Origin of the sequence: Lactobacillus sp. ESL0679 (assembly GCF_029433515.1) — a bacterium.
In the GTDB taxonomy this organism is placed as follows: Bacteria; Bacillota; Bacilli; order Lactobacillales; family Lactobacillaceae; genus Lactobacillus.
Genome location: NZ_JAQTIG010000002.1, coordinates 296,027 through 312,614, shown reverse-complemented (window position 1 = coordinate 312,614; position 16,588 = coordinate 296,027). Strand labels below are relative to the sequence as shown.

Annotated in this window: 17 protein-coding genes and 1 other annotated feature (1 of these 18 only partly in view); of the genes, 14 read left to right on the top strand and 3 right to left on the bottom strand. The window is 38.3% G+C overall.

Annotated features, from left to right (window positions below; genetic code table 11):
• Positions 1–11 precede the first annotated feature (11 nt).
• From PT287_RS04435 to PT287_RS04425, 3 genes are read left to right on the top strand one after another with little or no spacing between them, the layout of a single operon-like run.
• Positions 12–866: a MetQ/NlpA family ABC transporter substrate-binding protein gene (locus tag PT287_RS04435; RefSeq protein WP_277132932.1), complete on the top strand. Its 855-nt coding sequence runs from the start codon at positions 12–14 to the stop codon at positions 864–866.
• A gap of 16 nt (positions 867–882) precedes the next feature.
• The gene (locus PT287_RS04430) at positions 883–1,944 is read left to right on the top strand and encodes a methionine ABC transporter ATP-binding protein (RefSeq protein ID WP_277132931.1); all 1,062 of its coding nucleotides are present in this window, start codon (positions 883–885) and stop codon (positions 1,942–1,944) included.
• On the top strand, positions 1,937–2,638 hold the full coding sequence (locus PT287_RS04425; RefSeq protein ID WP_277132930.1) for a methionine ABC transporter permease: 702 nt from the start codon (positions 1,937–1,939) through the stop codon (positions 2,636–2,638). The genes PT287_RS04430 and PT287_RS04425 overlap by 8 nt, the downstream gene beginning before the upstream one ends.
• Positions 2,639–2,688: 50 nt before the next feature.
• Here PT287_RS04425 and PT287_RS04420 read toward each other — a convergent pair whose 3' ends face one another.
• On the bottom strand, positions 2,689–2,970 hold the full coding sequence (locus PT287_RS04420) for an HU family DNA-binding protein (protein WP_277132929.1): 282 nt from the start codon (positions 2,968–2,970) through the stop codon (positions 2,689–2,691).
• A 166-nt stretch (positions 2,971–3,136) separates the two neighbouring features.
• On the bottom strand, positions 3,137–3,817 hold the full coding sequence (locus PT287_RS04415) for a glycosyltransferase family 8 protein (protein ID WP_277132928.1): 681 nt from the start codon (positions 3,815–3,817) through the stop codon (positions 3,137–3,139).
• Between the two features lie 364 nt (positions 3,818–4,181).
• Here PT287_RS04415 and PT287_RS04410 point away from each other — a divergent pair, with 364 nt between their 5' ends.
• The 8 genes from PT287_RS04410 (at position 4,182) to PT287_RS04375 (ending at position 10,086) form a co-directional block, all read left to right on the top strand.
• Positions 4,182–4,832, top strand: coding sequence for an SLAP domain-containing protein (locus tag PT287_RS04410; RefSeq protein ID WP_277132927.1), 651 nt, complete (start codon positions 4,182–4,184; stop codon positions 4,830–4,832).
• Between the two features lie 19 nt (positions 4,833–4,851).
• Positions 4,852–5,334, top strand: a complete 483-nt coding sequence (locus PT287_RS04405) for a nitroreductase family protein (RefSeq protein WP_277132926.1) — start codon at positions 4,852–4,854, stop codon at positions 5,332–5,334.
• A 120-nt stretch (positions 5,335–5,454) separates the two neighbouring features.
• A complete protein-coding gene (gene dhaK, locus PT287_RS04400; RefSeq protein ID WP_277132925.1) occupies positions 5,455–6,450 on the top strand; it encodes a dihydroxyacetone kinase subunit DhaK in 996 nt (331 codons plus the stop codon).
• A gap of 16 nt (positions 6,451–6,466) precedes the next feature.
• The gene (gene dhaL, locus PT287_RS04395) at positions 6,467–7,051 is read left to right on the top strand and encodes a dihydroxyacetone kinase subunit DhaL (RefSeq protein ID WP_277132924.1); all 585 of its coding nucleotides are present in this window, start codon (positions 6,467–6,469) and stop codon (positions 7,049–7,051) included.
• Positions 7,048–7,419 (top strand): dihydroxyacetone kinase phosphoryl donor subunit DhaM, encoded by a 372-nt coding sequence (gene dhaM / locus PT287_RS04390; RefSeq protein WP_277132923.1) that lies wholly within the window; start codon positions 7,048–7,050, stop codon positions 7,417–7,419. The genes dhaL and dhaM overlap by 4 nt, the downstream gene beginning before the upstream one ends.
• A gap of 119 nt (positions 7,420–7,538) precedes the next feature.
• On the top strand, positions 7,539–8,258 hold the full coding sequence (locus PT287_RS04385; protein ID WP_277132922.1) for an MIP/aquaporin family protein: 720 nt from the start codon (positions 7,539–7,541) through the stop codon (positions 8,256–8,258).
• A 116-nt stretch (positions 8,259–8,374) separates the two neighbouring features.
• Positions 8,375–8,935, top strand: coding sequence for a signal peptidase I (lepB, locus tag PT287_RS04380; protein WP_277132920.1), 561 nt, complete (start codon positions 8,375–8,377; stop codon positions 8,933–8,935).
• Positions 8,936–9,363: 428 nt separating this feature from the next.
• Complete coding sequence (locus PT287_RS04375) at positions 9,364–10,086, top strand: MIP/aquaporin family protein (protein ID WP_277132919.1); 723 nt, start codon at positions 9,364–9,366, stop codon at positions 10,084–10,086.
• A 44-nt stretch (positions 10,087–10,130) separates the two neighbouring features.
• Here PT287_RS04375 and PT287_RS04370 read toward each other — a convergent pair whose 3' ends face one another.
• A complete protein-coding gene (locus PT287_RS04370; protein WP_277132918.1) occupies positions 10,131–11,012 on the bottom strand; it encodes a LysR family transcriptional regulator in 882 nt (293 codons plus the stop codon).
• A gap of 221 nt (positions 11,013–11,233) precedes the next feature.
• Between PT287_RS04370 and PT287_RS04365 the strand changes: the two genes are divergently transcribed.
• The 3 genes from PT287_RS04365 to PT287_RS04355 are packed head-to-tail and all read left to right on the top strand — an operon-like array spanning position 11,234 to position 16,275.
• Positions 11,234–13,015: an FAD-binding protein gene (locus tag PT287_RS04365; protein WP_277132917.1), complete on the top strand. Its 1,782-nt coding sequence runs from the start codon at positions 11,234–11,236 to the stop codon at positions 13,013–13,015.
• A 15-nt stretch (positions 13,016–13,030) separates the two neighbouring features.
• Positions 13,031–14,860 carry an FAD-dependent oxidoreductase gene (locus tag PT287_RS04360; protein ID WP_277132916.1) on the top strand — a complete coding sequence of 610 codons (1,830 nt, stop codon included), beginning with the start codon at positions 13,031–13,033 and terminating at the stop codon, positions 14,858–14,860.
• Positions 14,860–16,275, top strand: a complete 1,416-nt coding sequence (locus PT287_RS04355; RefSeq protein WP_277132914.1) for a DASS family sodium-coupled anion symporter — start codon at positions 14,860–14,862, stop codon at positions 16,273–16,275. Before PT287_RS04360 ends, PT287_RS04355 begins: the two co-directional genes overlap by 1 nt.
• Positions 16,276–16,382: 107 nt before the next feature.
• Positions 16,383–16,588: a binding site (T-box leader), on the top strand; it runs 46 nt beyond the window's last position.

The following is a 16,588-nucleotide window of genomic DNA, read 5'->3' as shown; positions in this document are numbered from 1 at the left end:
GAAAAATTATCATGAGTAACAAAAAACGAAGAAATATCATTATTTGGGTAATTATCGCCGTCGTTGTAGTCGTTGCCGCTTGGTTCGGTCTTGGCCCTGGGGTGAATAAGCCTAAGACACAAAATCATGTTGTAACAGTTGGAGTAGTGAGCATGACTAAAGCCGACCAGGATATTTGGGATCACGCAGCTGCTTTAGCAAAAAAGAAGTATAACGTTTCCATTAAAATAAAGAACTTTACTGATTTTAACCAGCCAAATAAAGCATTAAAAAACGGTGACATTGATCTGAACGCCTTTCAACACTATGCTTTCTTAAAAGATTGGAACAAGGCTAATCATGGTAATATTGTTGCTATTGCGCGGACGCAAATTTCACCAATTAGACTTTATTCCAAGAAGTATCACAAGCTTAGTCAACTGCCGGATGGGGCAACAATTGCCGTACCTAATGATGCCACTAACGAATCACGCTCATTAATTGTTCTCAAAAATGCGGGTTTAATTAAATTACGTCCCCATAAATCATTATTAACCGTTGCGGATATTGTCAAAAATCCTCATAATTTTAAAATCAAGGAAGTTAGTGCTGACCAGTGTGGTCGTGTAGTTAATAGTGTTGACGCGGCAGTTGTCAATAATACTTTTGCAACACCTGCAGGACTTGGTGAAAAGCAAACAATCTTTGTTGAACCCCTTAACAAAGATTCGTTGCAATGGGTGAATATCATTTGTGCCCGCAAAGACGAAAAGGATAATCAGGATTATCAAGCAGTTGTTAAGGCCTACCAAACGGCTGAAACTAAAAAGTTAATTAAGAAGTATTTTAAGAAAACCACAATACCAGCTTGGAATATCAAGTTTTAGTAAAGGATGATTGTTCATGAGTATTATTGAATTAAAGCACGTTAATGTAGATTTCCCAGATAAGAAAGGAAAAATTGTTCATGCAGTGCAGGATGTCAATTTAAACGTTGAAAAGGGCGATATTTACGGCGTCGTTGGTTTCTCTGGCGCTGGTAAGTCTACCTTGGTTAGAACAATTAACCTTTTGCAAAAGCCGACGGCGGGTGACATTCAAGTTAACGGTACAGACTTTGTCAAGGATGGCAAGCAAATTATCGCCAACAAGCAGTTGCAATTGGCTCGTAGAAAAATCGGCATGATTTTCCAGAGCTTCAACCTTTTAAATGAAGTAACTGTCCTTGAGAATGTGTCGTTTGCTCTGAAGCATTCTGGATTGAAGGATAAGGAAATAGAAGAAAAGTCATTACATCTGCTTGATTTGGTTGACCTGAAAGACAAGGCAAATTTTTATCCAGTCCAATTATCCGGTGGGCAGCAGCAACGTGTTGCCATTGCGCGGGCACTTGCTAATGAACCAGACATTTTGATTTCAGACGAGGCAACTAGTGCCTTGGACCCGCAAAACACACAACAAATTTTAGCTTTATTGAAAAAACTCAAAAAAGAGCTAAACTTAACGATTGTTTTAATTACGCACGAAATGGATGCCGTTAAAAAGATTTGCGATAAAGTAGCTGTCATGGAGCAAGGAAAAATCGTTGAAAAGGGTAAGTTGCGTGATGTCGTTTTGCATCCGCAGATGGCCTTGACCAAGAGCTTTGTTGGTGGGTCAATTGAAGTTATCAATACCTTGGAGATGTTACACTTAGATCATTTAAATGATGATGAAGCAATTTATCAACTAGTTTATAGTGTAGCTAATGTAACCAAGTCAATTGTCATCGACCTTTATCGTGAAATTGGAGTTGAAGTTAGTATGCTTTATGGCAATGTGGAATTGCTTGATGACGAGCCGATTGGTACCTTGCTAGTATTAGTTAAAGGCGATAGTGAAAAACAGCAGGAAACAGTTGCCTTCTTAAAAGAGCAGCAGGTATCGTTAACCAGATTTGATGAAAAGGGGAATTTGTATGAGTAGTTGGTTTAGTAGTGTATTTCCAAATGTTGTTCAACTCGGTTGGAGTGGGGATGCTGGCTGGGGCACCAGTATTGTTCAAACTCTCTTTATGACCTTCTGGTCAGCTATCTTTGGTGGTATATTAGGAATTGTTTTTGGCGTAGTTCTTGTTTTAACCAAAGATGATGGCATTCGTCCAAACAAATTCTGGTTTAATCTTTGTGATAAAGTAGTTTCAATTTTCCGGGCAATCCCATTTATCATTTTGCTGGCTTTTATCGCCCCAGTTACACAAAAGATTGTAGGAACGCAAATTGGGATGAAAGCTGCCTTAGTACCATTAACTCTGGGTGTTTTCCCATTTTATGCGCGGCAAGTACAAGTTGCCTTAGAGAGTGTGGCACAAGGAAAAATTGAGGCAGCACAAAGTCTGGGTGCAACTATTTGGGATATAATTTTTAGTATTTATCTAAATGAAGCACGTTCCGAACTAGTTCGAGTATCGACCGTTACAATTATCAGTCTAATTGGTTTAACTGCTATGGCAGGTGCCATCGGTGCAGGTGGTCTGGGGAACACGGCCATTTCCTATGGTTACAACCGGTTTAATAATGATGTTACCTTAGTGGCAACAGTACTCGTAATTATTTTGATTTTTATTGTCCAAATTGTTGGTGACTTCTTTGCTAAAAAGCTAAATCACCAAAGTCGTTAAAAAAAGACCAGCAAGCAGATTGCTTGCTGGTCTTTTATATTTTAAGTTAATTATTTAACTGCATCCTTCAATGCCTTACCAGGCTTGAATGCAGGTACTTGAGTAGCAGGAATAGTTAAGGCTTTACCAGTTTGTGGGTTTCTACCTTTTCTTTCTGCACGTTGGCGAACTTCAAATGAACCGAAGCCAATGATTTGTACCTTTTCACCCTTAGTCAAGTTATCCTTGATTGAGTCGATGAAAGCGTCAATAACTCCTTCAGCTTCCTTTTGCTTAAGGCCAGTCTTTGCTGCAACTTCTTTAGTAAGTTCAGATTTGTTAATTGAAGCCATAATGTATCTTCTCTTTTCTATAAAAATTATAAAACAGTCAACACAATTGATTGCAGACAATCGTCATGCTATTCACGTAATGCGTTGTGTCGCTTGATATTCAGCAACTTTAATTATTTTAGCACAGTTAAGCTGACCTTCAATAGAAAAGTTGCGATTGTGCAAATTATTTTTTGGCTTTTGTTAATTTGCTAGTCATTTGCTGATAATTTAGGTAAAGTGCCTTAAAGCGTGAATGGTTTTCTTTTTGCCATGGTTTGGGTTTGCCACAAAAGTGGAGAATGGCGGTATTTTGCATAACCCATTCAAGGTTAAAATCGCCAGTACTTCTAGTTAAATACACAGGATAAGCGCGAGAATCATAATTCCATTTTGTTTCAGGAATTTTAAGGATATCTTCACCGTACAAGTAATTCAAAATGTCTTGATCAGGCAAAATTAAGGTATCGTGATGCTGGTTAATTGCAGCAGTCAGATCGTCAAGTTTGACCTTTTGCCGCATTTGGTCCAGATCCATTAGCATAATACCGGAATTAAAATATTCAGTTTTTGTACCTAAGCGAATGTTGTTAATTGAACTCATGATATCTGTAAGTCCCTCATGAGCAGCTGCAGCGAACATCTTACCCTTTAAATCCAAATGCCATAACGGTTCAATCGAATTAATGACCAAAATATCGGGATCAAGGTAAATAATTCTGTGCAGGCTGGAAGGCAGGATTTTGCCAGATAATAGGCGAAAATACATTTCTTGTGGGTAATCATGCAGGCTGAGTAATGACTCTGGAAAAGTAAAATCCGCATTCATTGCTAAAGCTTCGATTTCGAAGCCGATTTTTTTTGCCAAAGTCTTTTAAAGCAGTCAGTGCAGGATCACTAATATTGTCATAAATTATCCAGATTCGTATTTTTTGCCCTAAATTATTAAGTTTGAGTGAATACATCATCACCTCAAGTGGCTTAATGTAGTTTTGATCGATAGTAACTAGAATTTCAATTGGCTGATCACTTGTGTTTTTCATATGTTCCTTTCTAAAAATAACAATTTACATCGTATTTATTATAAGTTATTTAGTTTTAAATCTAAACATTATCATTTAGTGCTTGAAGATAAATTACAAATCATTACATTTCTTGTAATTGGGGGCAATTGCAATCTTAATGTAGTAAAATAGACTGTAAGAAAAATAATACATCATGAGGTGGAAAATATGAAGAAGAAATTATTGTTAGGTCTAGTATGTGCAGCTTCCTTGTCGTTGGGTTTTAACATTACTCAAGTAGGAGCAGCAACTAACGACCAAGCAGCTACCCAGCCTGCAACTACTGCTACAGATAATTCAAATCAACAGCCAGCGACAACAACAGGGACAGCTGATGCTAATCAACCTGCAAGTAGTGACAAGCCGGCAGTAGATAAGCCTAATAATGGTACAAGTAATGGTGCAGTTGCTGTTTCGTATCTTGGAAAAAATGTTAAAGTGAAACGTAACTCTTATGTTTATAATAAGTCAGGAAAGCGCATTAAGAAGCGTGCACTAAAGAAAAATACAATTGTAACAATTACTGGAATGGTAACTGTTAAAGGAAAATCGTTATTGCAAATTAACAATAAGAAAAATCAATATATTAACGCTAATAATGTTAAGAGTTTTAAAGTAGCTAGCTATAAAGCTAAGCGTAATGCGTTTATTTATAATAGTAAGGGGAAAAGGACTAACAGTTATTACAAAAAGGGTGCCCGTATTCCTGTCATTAAGACTAAGAAAATTAAGGGTACTAAGTATGTAGGTGTTAGTGAAACAGGCTATGTTAAATGGTCAGATTTAAATCATAAGAGTTGGAAAATTGTAAATCAGTAATTGGGAAAGAAGCTTAAAAATGTCAGATCCAATTTTAAAACGCGTTGCAATTCGCAAATATACAGATGAAAAAGTTAGGCAAGATGAAATTGAGCAATTACTGCAGGCCTTTCAAGCCGCACCATGTGGCATGCACGAAACAGATGTTATGCAAGTAACTGTCGTAGAAGATGAGCAGCTGTTAGGCAAAATTGAACAGTTAACTGACAATGCCTGCTATGGCGCGCCACTTTTGTTTGTCATTAATGTCAAGAAGGACAGCCATTTTGGCGAGCGTGATGCTTCAGTTGCAGCTGAAAATATCATGGTGGAAGCCGCAAATCTCAATTTAGGTTCTGTTTACTTAATGATGGCAGCAAGTACTTTAAATACTGCTCCAGATTTACAGGCAGAATTAGGTATCACATCAGAATTTTCGACCGCTGTAATTGTAGCGGTTGGTCACGCTGCAGAAACACCAAGTGAAGACCGAACCAATCGGTATCGAGTAATTAGAAAATAGTATTGAAAGCGAAGAGAAATCTTCGCCTTTTTTATAATAATATATTAGCTAATGAAAGCGCTAACTGATATAATCGAATTGTAATAAAGTTTGAATTTTATAATTGAAAGAGGATTTAAAATGAAGAAAATTATTAATGATCCTGCTAATGTTGTACCAGAAATGGTATCTGGGATAGTTCGGTCGTATCCACAATTTATTGAAAAAGTTCCTGATGCTGAAGCAGTTATGCGGTCCGATAAGGAATCAATGAAAGGCAAAGTTGGACTTGTTACTGGTGGTGGTTCTGGACATGAGCCGACCCATGCTGGCTTTGTTGGTAAAGGAATGCTGAGCGCTGCTGTTTGCGGCGAAGTCTTTACTTCACCAACGCCAGATCAAATTTATGCTGCTATCAAGGCTGCCGATCAAGGTCAGGGAGTCTTTTTAATAATTAAAAATTATTCTGGCGACGTCATGAACTTCGATATGGCAAAGGATTTAGCCGAAATGGACGACATTAAAGTTAAATCAATCGTGATTGATGATGATATTGCCGTTGAGAACAGTACTTTTACGCAAGGACGCCGCGGCGTAGCTGGGACAATATTGATGCATAAAATTCTGGGAGCTGCTGCTCAAAATGGCGCAAGCCTTGATGAGATTGCAGAATTGGCTGAGCAGGTTTTACCGAATATTAAAACCATCGCTGTTGCCTTGTCTGCAGCGACTAACCCGGAAACCGGTAAGCCCGGCTTTGTTCTTCAAGAAGATGAAATTGAGTTTGGTGTAGGTATTCACTCGGAGCCAGGTTATCGCCGGGAAAAAATCAAGCCTGCTAAGGATTTGGTTGAAGAATTAGTCAGCAAGCTGGATGATGAAATGCACCTTGATGGCAGTAATAAATATGCCGTACTTGTCAACGGGATGGGTGCAACGCCATTAATGGAGCAGTATATTTTTAGCAATGACTTACTAAATAAACTTGAGCAATTTAAGATTAAGCCAGCATTCATGAAGATCGGCAATTACATGACGTCACTTGACATGGCAGGATTGTCACTGACCATGTTCGAATTAAAGGATGATAAGTGGCTTGATGCACTAAAGATGCCAGTTGAAACAATTGCTTGGTAATGGAAGGAACATAATAATGACATTAACTGTCGATACTCTAACAGAGTGGATGAATAATTTTACGGCTAAAATTGCCGCTAATCAGCAATTTTTGAGTGACCTAGATACCCCAATTGGCGATGGCGATCATGGATTTAACATGAATCGTGGTATGGCGGCAGTCAGCCAGAAGCTCGCTGAGAAACCAGCTAGTGTTACTGCAGCATTTAAAACAATTGCAATGACCTTGATTTCAACTGTCGGTGGAGCTTCTGGACCACTTTATGGGACTGCCTTTCTGGAAATGGCTAAAAAGAGCAGCTCAACGACTGATTTGAGTGAACTATTAGATGCGGCCTTAGCTGGAATTGAAAAACGTGGTGGTGCTAAGCCAGGCGATAAGACAATGGTTGACGTTTGGACTGCACTGATTCCTGACGTCAAGACTGGTAATCTGACCGCAGAAAAAATTGCTTCTGCAGTCGAAGCTACAAAGGAAATGGTTGCTAGGAGGGGCCGCGCTTCATATTTAGGTGAGCGGTCAAGAGGACATGTTGACCCTGGTTCACAATCAAGTGGCTACCTATTTGAAGCAATGTTAGAAACGAAGGGATTATTATGAGTTTAGGAATCACCTTAGTTTCGCATGTTCCGGAAATTGCAAATGGCTTAAAAAAGTTATTGGATCAAGTAGCAGCTAATGTTTCAATTACTACTGCTGGTGGCACGAATGATGATAGTATTGGTACCAGTATGGATAGGATTATGAAGGCTTTTGCCGATAATCAAGCTGACGAAATCATGGCTTTTTATGACCTTGGTAGTGCCAAAATGAATTTGGAAATGGCCATTGAAATGGCAGGTAAACCCGTTCATTTGTATGATACTGCCTTTATTGAGGGTGCTTATACAGCAGCCTCACTTATCCAAGCTGGCGTTGGCCGCACGGAAGTTGAAGACCAACTCAAAGAATTAGTTATTAAGGACTAAGGAAACCAATTTCTAATTAACGTCTTTCAAGCAAAAATGTTTTTCATCTTCACAAGTTAAGTTATCATTGATTAAGTCGAAATTAATACTTTGAAACTTTAAGTGAGGGAGAAAAGAGAATGCATGATAGTTTAGCAATGCAGATGCTTGGAGAGTTTTTAGGAACAGCTATCCTTGTTTTGTTTGGTGATGGCATCTGTGCTGTCGTTAATTTGAAGAAGTCAAAGGGTAATGGTGCTGGTTGGCTTGCAGTTACACTTGGCTGGGGCTTTGCTTTAGCCTTTGGGATTTACTGTGTAAGTTGGCTTAGTCCGGGTCATTTAAACCCAGCTGTTACTTTGGGAATGGCACTTGTAGGGAATTTGCCTTGGAGTTCTGTTCTACCATACTTTGTTGCTCAAGTTGCCGGTGGTTTTGTTGGTGGTATTCTCGTATGGCTGACATACTACCCACACTTTGCTGCAACCGAGGACCAAGATGTCATTTTAGGCACCTTTGCCACTGAACCAGCAATTAGAAAATATCTCTGGAATTTCTTCGCCGAAATGATTGGGACATTTATGCTTGTCTTTGGCTTATTGGCCTTCAGTAAGAGTCAATTTGCTCCTGGACTAAATCCACTAGTTGCAGGTTTATTATTAGGTGCTATTGGTCTGTCATTGGGCGGTTCAACTGGTGCTGCTCTTAACCCAGCTCGCGATTTGGGACCAAGATTGGTTCACCAATTGTTCCCAATTGCTAATAAGGGCAAGTCTGACTGGGCATATGCCTGGGTTCCTGTTGTTGCACCATTTGTCGGTGGTGTCTTGGCAGCATTATTATTTTTAGTAATTAAATAAATAAGTAGCAATCCTATTTGGAAAACCTTTAGACAAGTTAAGTTTGTCTAAAGGCTTTTTTATTTATAATTTATTCAGGTATATAATATTAAATATTAATATAAGGAGGAAAACCGATGGAAAAAGAAAAAAATAACGAAGGCTGGGGCAGTTTCTTTCGTGAAGTGATTGTCATGATGGCGGTCATGCTAGGGATATTTTATTTATTACTAACTTTTGTGATTTCAAATGATCGTGTCGATGGAGCATCGATGCAACCTAACTTTGAAAATAATGAACGCTTGATTGCCGTGCGCCATACCTCATTGAAACGAAATGACGTTGTTGTGTTATATGCGCCTAAAGCCGCACAGGATGTTCCAGGGGCAGCTTATGTTAAGCGAGTGATTGGCTTACCTGGCGATAAGATTGTTTCTAAAAATGATCAAATGTATGTTAATGGTAAGTTATTGCCGGAGCCATATCTCGAAAATAACTACAAAAAAGCCGACAATGCAGTAGGGCAAACGTTCACAACTAATTTTACGTATCAAGTTCCCAAAGGTTATTATTGGGTAATGGGTGACCATCGTGATATTTCAAAAGATTCACGCTTTTTTGGTCCAGTAAAAAGGCAAAAAATAATTGGTAAAGTGGTATTGCGCTACTGGCCGCTTAATAAAATCCAAAACTTTTAAAAGAAAATAATTAAAAATTCCCCCAATATCTGGTTATTGGAGGAATTTTTTAGTTAAAGCAAAAAATCACATAGTATTTCAAAACTATGCTTTTTGAAATAAATTTTTACTTATGAATTAAGCGAATAAATATCTAATAAAGTCAAGATAGCTATCAGTGTATTGCCATAAGAGCTAATGAGATACATGTAATTTTATTGTTTAAAATATATGAAATATTTTTCACAATATATTTCACAAAGTATGAATTACATATCATAAATTCATTGATTTAACAACAATTATGCAACGAAAAATATTTGTTAATTTTCTATTTACATTTGTGAAAAAATATTATATATTTTTATTAAGCGCTTCCATAATGTTAAGTATTTATAAATATGAAGTTAATAATTCAATTACTAATTTAGAAAGATTGGGAGTTAAAAATGTTACATGATAGTTTGGGTATGCAATTAGTTGGTGAATTTGTCGGAACAGCAATGATGATTTTATTAGGCGACGGTGTCTGTGCAGATATGGGCCTAAAAAAGTCAAAAGCTAGTGGAGCTAATTGGGTTGGCATTGCATTTGGCTGGGGTATGGCAATTACCTTTTCCGTATACTTTGTTAAATGGTTGACACCTGGTTTCTTTAATCCAGCAGTTGCTGTGGCAATGGCAATTTCAGGGAGTTTCTCTTGGTCTTATGTCTTGCCATATATTATTGCTGAGGTTGCAGGAGCTTTTGCTGGCGCCATTTTAGTGTGGTTAATGTTTTATCCTCACTGGAAAGAAACAACAGATCAAGAAGCGATTTTGACAAGTTTTGCTACGGCACCTGCCATTAGAAATTACTTCTGGAACTTCTTTGCAGAAATGTTAGCAACCTTCGTTTTAGTATACGGGTTGCTCGCATTCAGCAAGAGTGGTGTTGATGGTGCACTAAATCCGATTCTTGCAGGTAATTTGATCACTGCCATTGCATTTTCACTCGGTGGTCCTACTGGAATCGCCCTTAATCCAGCTCGTGACTTTGGTCCTCGGTTTGCTCACCAAGTATTACCAATTGCAAATAAAGGTAATTCTGATTGGGCTTACAGCTGGGTTCCAATTGTTGGGCCATTCGTTGGTGGTATCTTAGCTGCTTTATTATTCATTGGTCTTAGATAAGATAAAATAAAAAATAAGCTATTCAAATCCGAATAGCTTATTTTTTATGGTTTAAAATGACGTAAAATTTCAATACCTTCACGCTGGTATTTATTTGGTACAAAACTCTTGCGCATCGCAATCTGCATATATGCCCATAATTTTTGTCCAGAATTCAAGCGGACAATATGAACTCCCGTGACGTCTTTTAAACTACTTTCCATTGCTAGAGCAATACCGACGTTGCGCTTTACAAGGTCAATCATTAACTTCATTGTGGTTGCTGTATAAACAATGTCGGGGGCAAAGTCGCCTAATTTTGCTTCCTGCTCAAGACATTCTCTAGTTAAGAAACCACGCTCGCGGGCAATAAAGCGTCTGTCTCGTAATTGGGCTGCGCTGACTTCATGGACATCTTTCCACGGGTCATCAAGTCCAGTAATGATTACTAATTCTGTCTTTTGTAAGTTATGGATAAAGTAATCTGGGTCGTTAATTTTAACCATCCAGGAGTAAATTGCGACATCAACCTTACCATTAGTGAGATCAGAAAAGGCATCGGCTGACCGTTCAATATGAGTGTCAAGCAGGTGAGTTAGGCCTACTTGGAAAAATTTTTGAATAATATCGGGAATATAAGAACTTCCGGCTTCACCAGAAAAGGCAAGCCGGATTTTTTTGTCACTGGCATGTTTAACGTCGTAATTAATGCTGGCAATATCTTGGATTAAGATTTTAGCTTTTTGATAAAGTAATTCACCGGCATTGGTCAGTATTAACTTACTTTTGCGATTTTTCTGAACAATCAATGGGTCTTCAAACTTTTTGGCCAGCCTTTTGATGGCCATCGAGATTGTTGGCTGAGTAACGCCAAAATAAGCCGCGGTAGTGGTGTAATTACCACTTTCAACCAATTTACAAAAATAAATTAAATCTTTTTCATTCATTCTGAGATAATCCTTTTTTAAGAAAAATAATAAATATTATTTATAAGTGAATCTTTTTATATTATATTAAATCACTTGAATAATTGCAATAAACAGTTGGTAAGTCAAGCTCTAAGAGTAACTTTTTTGAGTAATATCGATTAAAAATAAAGTAGATTTATGTTTATGAAAACGATATATTTATTTCTGTTAATAGATTTATGAAAGTGCAGGTAACTATTTTGCTTTACAATTCAACTCTTAAATGGGATGCCGTCTATGATGTAATTGTAGTCGGTTTTGGTGGTGCAGGTGCAGGTGCAGCTAGATTTGCAGCTGATAACAATGCCAAAGTATTATTAATAGATGCTGCTCCTGAAGGACAAGAGGGCGGTAATACTCGTTATGCTGGTGGTGCTTTTGCGTGGAGCGATAACTTTGAAGATCTACGTGATTATTACAAGCAAACTTATTATCCCTTTAAATATGACCCTAAGGACTTAGATACCTTTGTCAATAATGTTTTGCAGATGAAGGAATACTCAAAGAAATATTTTGGTATTGAAGCTCAATACACAGGTAGAAGACCTGAGGGTGAGTATCCTGAATATCGTCATGCGTCAACAATGCGTTCGCAAAGTATGACTCAGGGAATGTACAATGGTGGTTTCTGGAAATTACTGCGTAAAAAAGTTTACGAAAGATTAGATAAGATTGATGTCTGGTTCTCAAGTCCAGCTCAACATTTAATTCAAGATCCAGAAACCAAAACAATTTTGGGTGTTCAAATTAAGCACCAAGGTCAAGTTCGTTATGTAGCTGCCAAAAATGGTGTTGTTCTCTCATGTGGTGGTTTTGAAAACAATCAAGACATGGTACAAAACTTTTTGGGTCAAGGGTCATTAGCACCAATTGGGACATTGTACAACCAGGGTAAAGGAATTGATCTTGCTGTTGAGTCTGGTGCACGTTTATGGCACATGTCCAACTATGACTCACACGGTTTTTCATTAAATGAAGGTCAACCAAGAGAAAAGTTCGCTTACATGATTAACTGGAAGAGCCTATTTAACGGTAGTATTTTTGTGGCCGGGGATGACGGTACACGTTATTATCGTGAGGACGAAGAAGATCGCCACGGTTATAAGTACAACCACGGTAACTGGATTATGTTGCCTAACCAAAATCATCCGCATATTGTAATGGATCAAAAACAATATGAGCAACTTGCTAAAGATGATTCTGCTAAAGCTGATCAAATTAAGGAATTAATTTCTTATGCCATCAAGGCAGATTCAATTGCAGAATTAGCTGAAAAGATTAAGGCTCCTAAATTGGAACAAGCAGTTACTGATTTTAATTTCTTCACTGACAAAATGGAACGTGACATGGTTTTGGACCGGAAAATTGAGACAATGCGCACATTTGGTGCAGGTCCATACTATGCAATTCCAATTCGTCATAATATCTTGCATACTCACGGTGGTGGTCGCCGTAATGAAAACTGTGAAGTGCTTGATATGGCAAATAACGTCATTCCTCATCTCTATGAAGCTGGAGAATTAGGTGACATTTTTGCTACTAAATATATCGGTGCTAACAGTATTGCTGATTTATTAATTTCAGGAAAAATCGCGGGAGAAAACGCTGCATGGCCAAAGCGCAAGATTATTGACTTTGAAGTTATTAGTCATGCAAGTAAGGCACCAGAATTACAATCTGACGCCCACATTTCGACAAGTGATTATGAAGCTGGTCCTAATCAAGGTATTGGCATCAGTGAAAATGGTATTAATGATGTTCCAATTATCGTTCGGGTAACTGCTAGCGATGACAAGATTACTGATATTGAAACTTTGCAGCAAAAAGAAACACCATCACTTGGTGGTCGTGCTATTCCAGCTTTAACAAAAGCAATGTTGGCTAAGCAAACAGTCGATGTTGATGCCTTCAGTGGTGCTAGTGTAACTAGTGCAGCGTTTAAGGATGCAGTCAAGCAAGCATTGCAAAATATTAAGAAGTAGAAAAGAGCCTTAACCGTGAAAGTAACTAAAAATACTAAATGGAATGGCGATTATGATGTCATCGTTTTAGGTTTTGGTGGTGCTGGTGCTACTGCAGCAAGATTTGCAGCTGATAATGGTGCCCAAGTTTTACTAGTCGAAGCTGCACCATACGGTCATGAGGGTGGCAATACTCGATATTCTGCTCAGCACGTCGCAATGGCCCATGATCGTCAGCAAATTTCTGATTATTATCATGAACTAGCTGCACCTTTTGCCGTTGACGAAAAGACAATGGATGTCTATCTTGATGGCTTTATAGAAATGCCGGAATATTTTAAAAAGTATTTTGGTTTAAACCCGTTTATTTGGTCAAAAGATTTTCAGCTAGGTGATCATTTAGCGAATAAGAAGCAGCTATGTGAATATCCGGAATATCAAGGTGCTACAACGTTTGACTTTGCTTTAGTTCATAATCGTGATTTTGATGCAGGACTGTGGAAGGTTATTCGTCAGGAAACGTTACAGCGAAAAGACCAAATTGATATTTGGCTAAATTCAAGAGCAACAAGATTATTGCAGGACCCAGTAACTGATGAAATCACTGGGGTTGTAATTAAGCGGCAAGAAAAGCAATACTGTATTCATGCTAAAAGGGGTGTAGTGCTTGCAACTGGTGGCTTTGAAAATAATGATAAAATGCAACAGGATTATTTGCATATTACGCACTTAACCCCATTAGGTACCTTATATAATAAAGGCGACGGCATCAAGATGGCCGGCGAAGTTGGCGCCAAGATGTGGCACATGAGCAATTATGAATCCCTTGGCATAGTTCCTAGCTACGTAATTGCAGAAGAAGCTGGTCAGCGTGGTCGCCAAATTAGTCGCTGGCAAAATGTGAAATCAGGTTCGATTATTGCCATAGCTGACGATGGCAGTCGGTTTATGCGTGAGGATGCAAAATTCCGGCACGGTCATATTTTCCAGCATGGCGATTACTTGTTGCCACACGCTTACGATCATGCTTGGCTTGTCTTTGATGAACAACAATATCAAAAATTTGTTCAGGAACAAAAAGCCGGTAATTTAAAATATCAGAATTTCTTTGATAAATTAATTAAGGCTGATTCAGTAGCCGCTTTAGCAGACCAAATGAAGTTATCTGCCAATACTTTGATTGCTACAATCAGCCGGTTCAATCGCTTTGCAGATAGTGGTCGTGATTTAGAATTTGGGCGGGCACCAGAAACAATGAGCAGCTTTAATTTAAACGATGCGGTATATGCTATTAAGCTAGCTCCAGCCGTTTTGAATACCCAGGGCGGCCCGCAACATGATGAACAAGCCAGAGTTCTCAATAACGCTGATCAGCCGATTAAACGCCTATACAGTGCTGGAGAATTGGGCGGCATCTGTGCTAATCGTTATCAAGGTGGCGGCAACTTGGCAGAATGTTTAATTTTTGGCAAAATTGCTGGCGAAAATGTGGCCCAATTATCAGATGCTGCAGAAGTTAAGCTTACTGAACAAGTACCGCGAATTAATGACTTAATTGATAGCGAGAGTGAAAGCAAGATTGAACTTAAGTCTAACCAATATTTAGGGTCATCTGAAGCTGGAATTGGTGGTAAGGTCTTGGTTCGGGTAACTTATCAGGATCAAACTATTAGCAATGTTGAAGTACTTGAAAACCATGAAACTGAAGGCATTGGTGCGGTTGCAATTAAGCAATTGCCTCAACAAATAGTTGACCAAAACTCGACAGATGTTGACGCAATTTCAGGCGCGACAAGTACCACTAAAGCCTTAGTAGAAGCTGTTAACCAAGCAATCGGTAAAGCCAAAAATAAAGGAGAAAAATAATGTTAGATAAATTTGAATGGAAAAAGTGGCTGCTGCCCGTAGCAGTTGGCATCATCCTGTGGCTAGTAACGCCATTAAAACCTGCTGCAATCAGTATTCCTGCATGGCATTTGTTTGCAATTTTTATTGCGACAATTATTGCCTGTGTTACTAAACCACTACCAATGATGGCAACGACGATTATTGCCATCGTGATTGCGACCTTGACTGGTATCTTTAAGATGGATGAAGTCACAGCTGGATTCGGTAATTCAACTGCTTGGATGGTTGCAATGTGCATGTTCATGGCTGCTGGCTTTATTAAGTCAGGCCTTGGCAAAAGAATCGCTTACTTCTTCGTTAAAACCTTTGGTAAGAGAACTTTAGGCTTGGCATATGCATTATCAATGGTTGAAACTGTTTTAGCAATTGGAATTCCAAGTAATAACGCCCGTGTTAACGGTATTATGTACCCAATTATTGATAATTTGTCCAAAGAAATGGGTTCCGATCCTAAGAAGGGTACCCAAAGAAAGATGGGTTCATTCTTAGTCTTTAATGAATACGAAGTGAACATTGTTACCTCAACTATGTTCCTTACTGGACTTGCTGGTAATATGGTAGCATTGGGAATTGCTAAAACGCAGAACATCTCAATCTCATGGATGCAATGGTTTGTTGCTGCAATCGTACCCGGGGTTGTTTCTTTAATAGTTGTACCGCTTATTTTATATAAGATTTATCCACCTGAGGTTAAGGCAACACCAAATGCTCATGCATGGGCTGATAACAAACTGAAGGAATTAGGTAAAACAACTGTTGCCGAAAAAATTATGGCCGTTGTCTTCATCTTGGCCGTTGTTTTATGGCTTATTGGCTCAAAATTTGGTATTGATGCAACCGAAGTTAGTTTTATTGCCGTAGCTCTATTGTTAATTACTGGCGTAATTAATGTTAAAGACTTACTCGGTCAAAGTTTTGCTTGGAATATTTTAACTTGGTTGTCAATTATCATGTTAATGTCACAAAAACTAATGACATTAGGCTTCTTCCCGTGGTTCTCAAAGACTTTGGGTAATGCATTACACGGAATGAATTGGATTTGGGTTTTGGTAATTCTTTACCTAGTTTACTTCTATTTACATTACTTATTCCCAAGTATTTCAACTCAAATTTCAGCCTTGTATGCCGGTTTTTTATCAGTTGCAATTGGTGCCGGTGTTCCACCATTGATGGCAGCTTTAATGCTTGCTCTTGATGGTTCATTATACCTATCAACTTCAACTTATTCTGCTGGTCCTGCAGCCTTGCTTTCATCAACTGGTTATGTTTCTAATAAAGATTGGTGGAAATTAAGCGCAATTATCGGCGTGGTTCTGAATATTATCTGGCTTGGCGGCGGATTACTTTGGACTAAAGTAATCGGTATGTGGTAAAAAGCCCGAAAAAAACTAATACAACAGCATTTTATTGTGCTGTTGTATTTTTTTACGTAATTTTGCTTGACAAATAATGAGTTAATAATTAAAATATTCTTAATATTTGAAAAGCAATGAAAAGAAAAGTAAGTTTGCAGGTAATGTACAGAGAGTTCCGATTACTGAAATGGAATCACGAATGCAAACAGAAAATCCCTTGGAGCTATCTAGTGAACTAAGTAACTAGGATTGGTAACACCCATTATCGTGTTAGCGTATCGCTGCTTTTGGCCGTACGTGAAGTGACTGTTTAATTTAGGCAGATGCATGA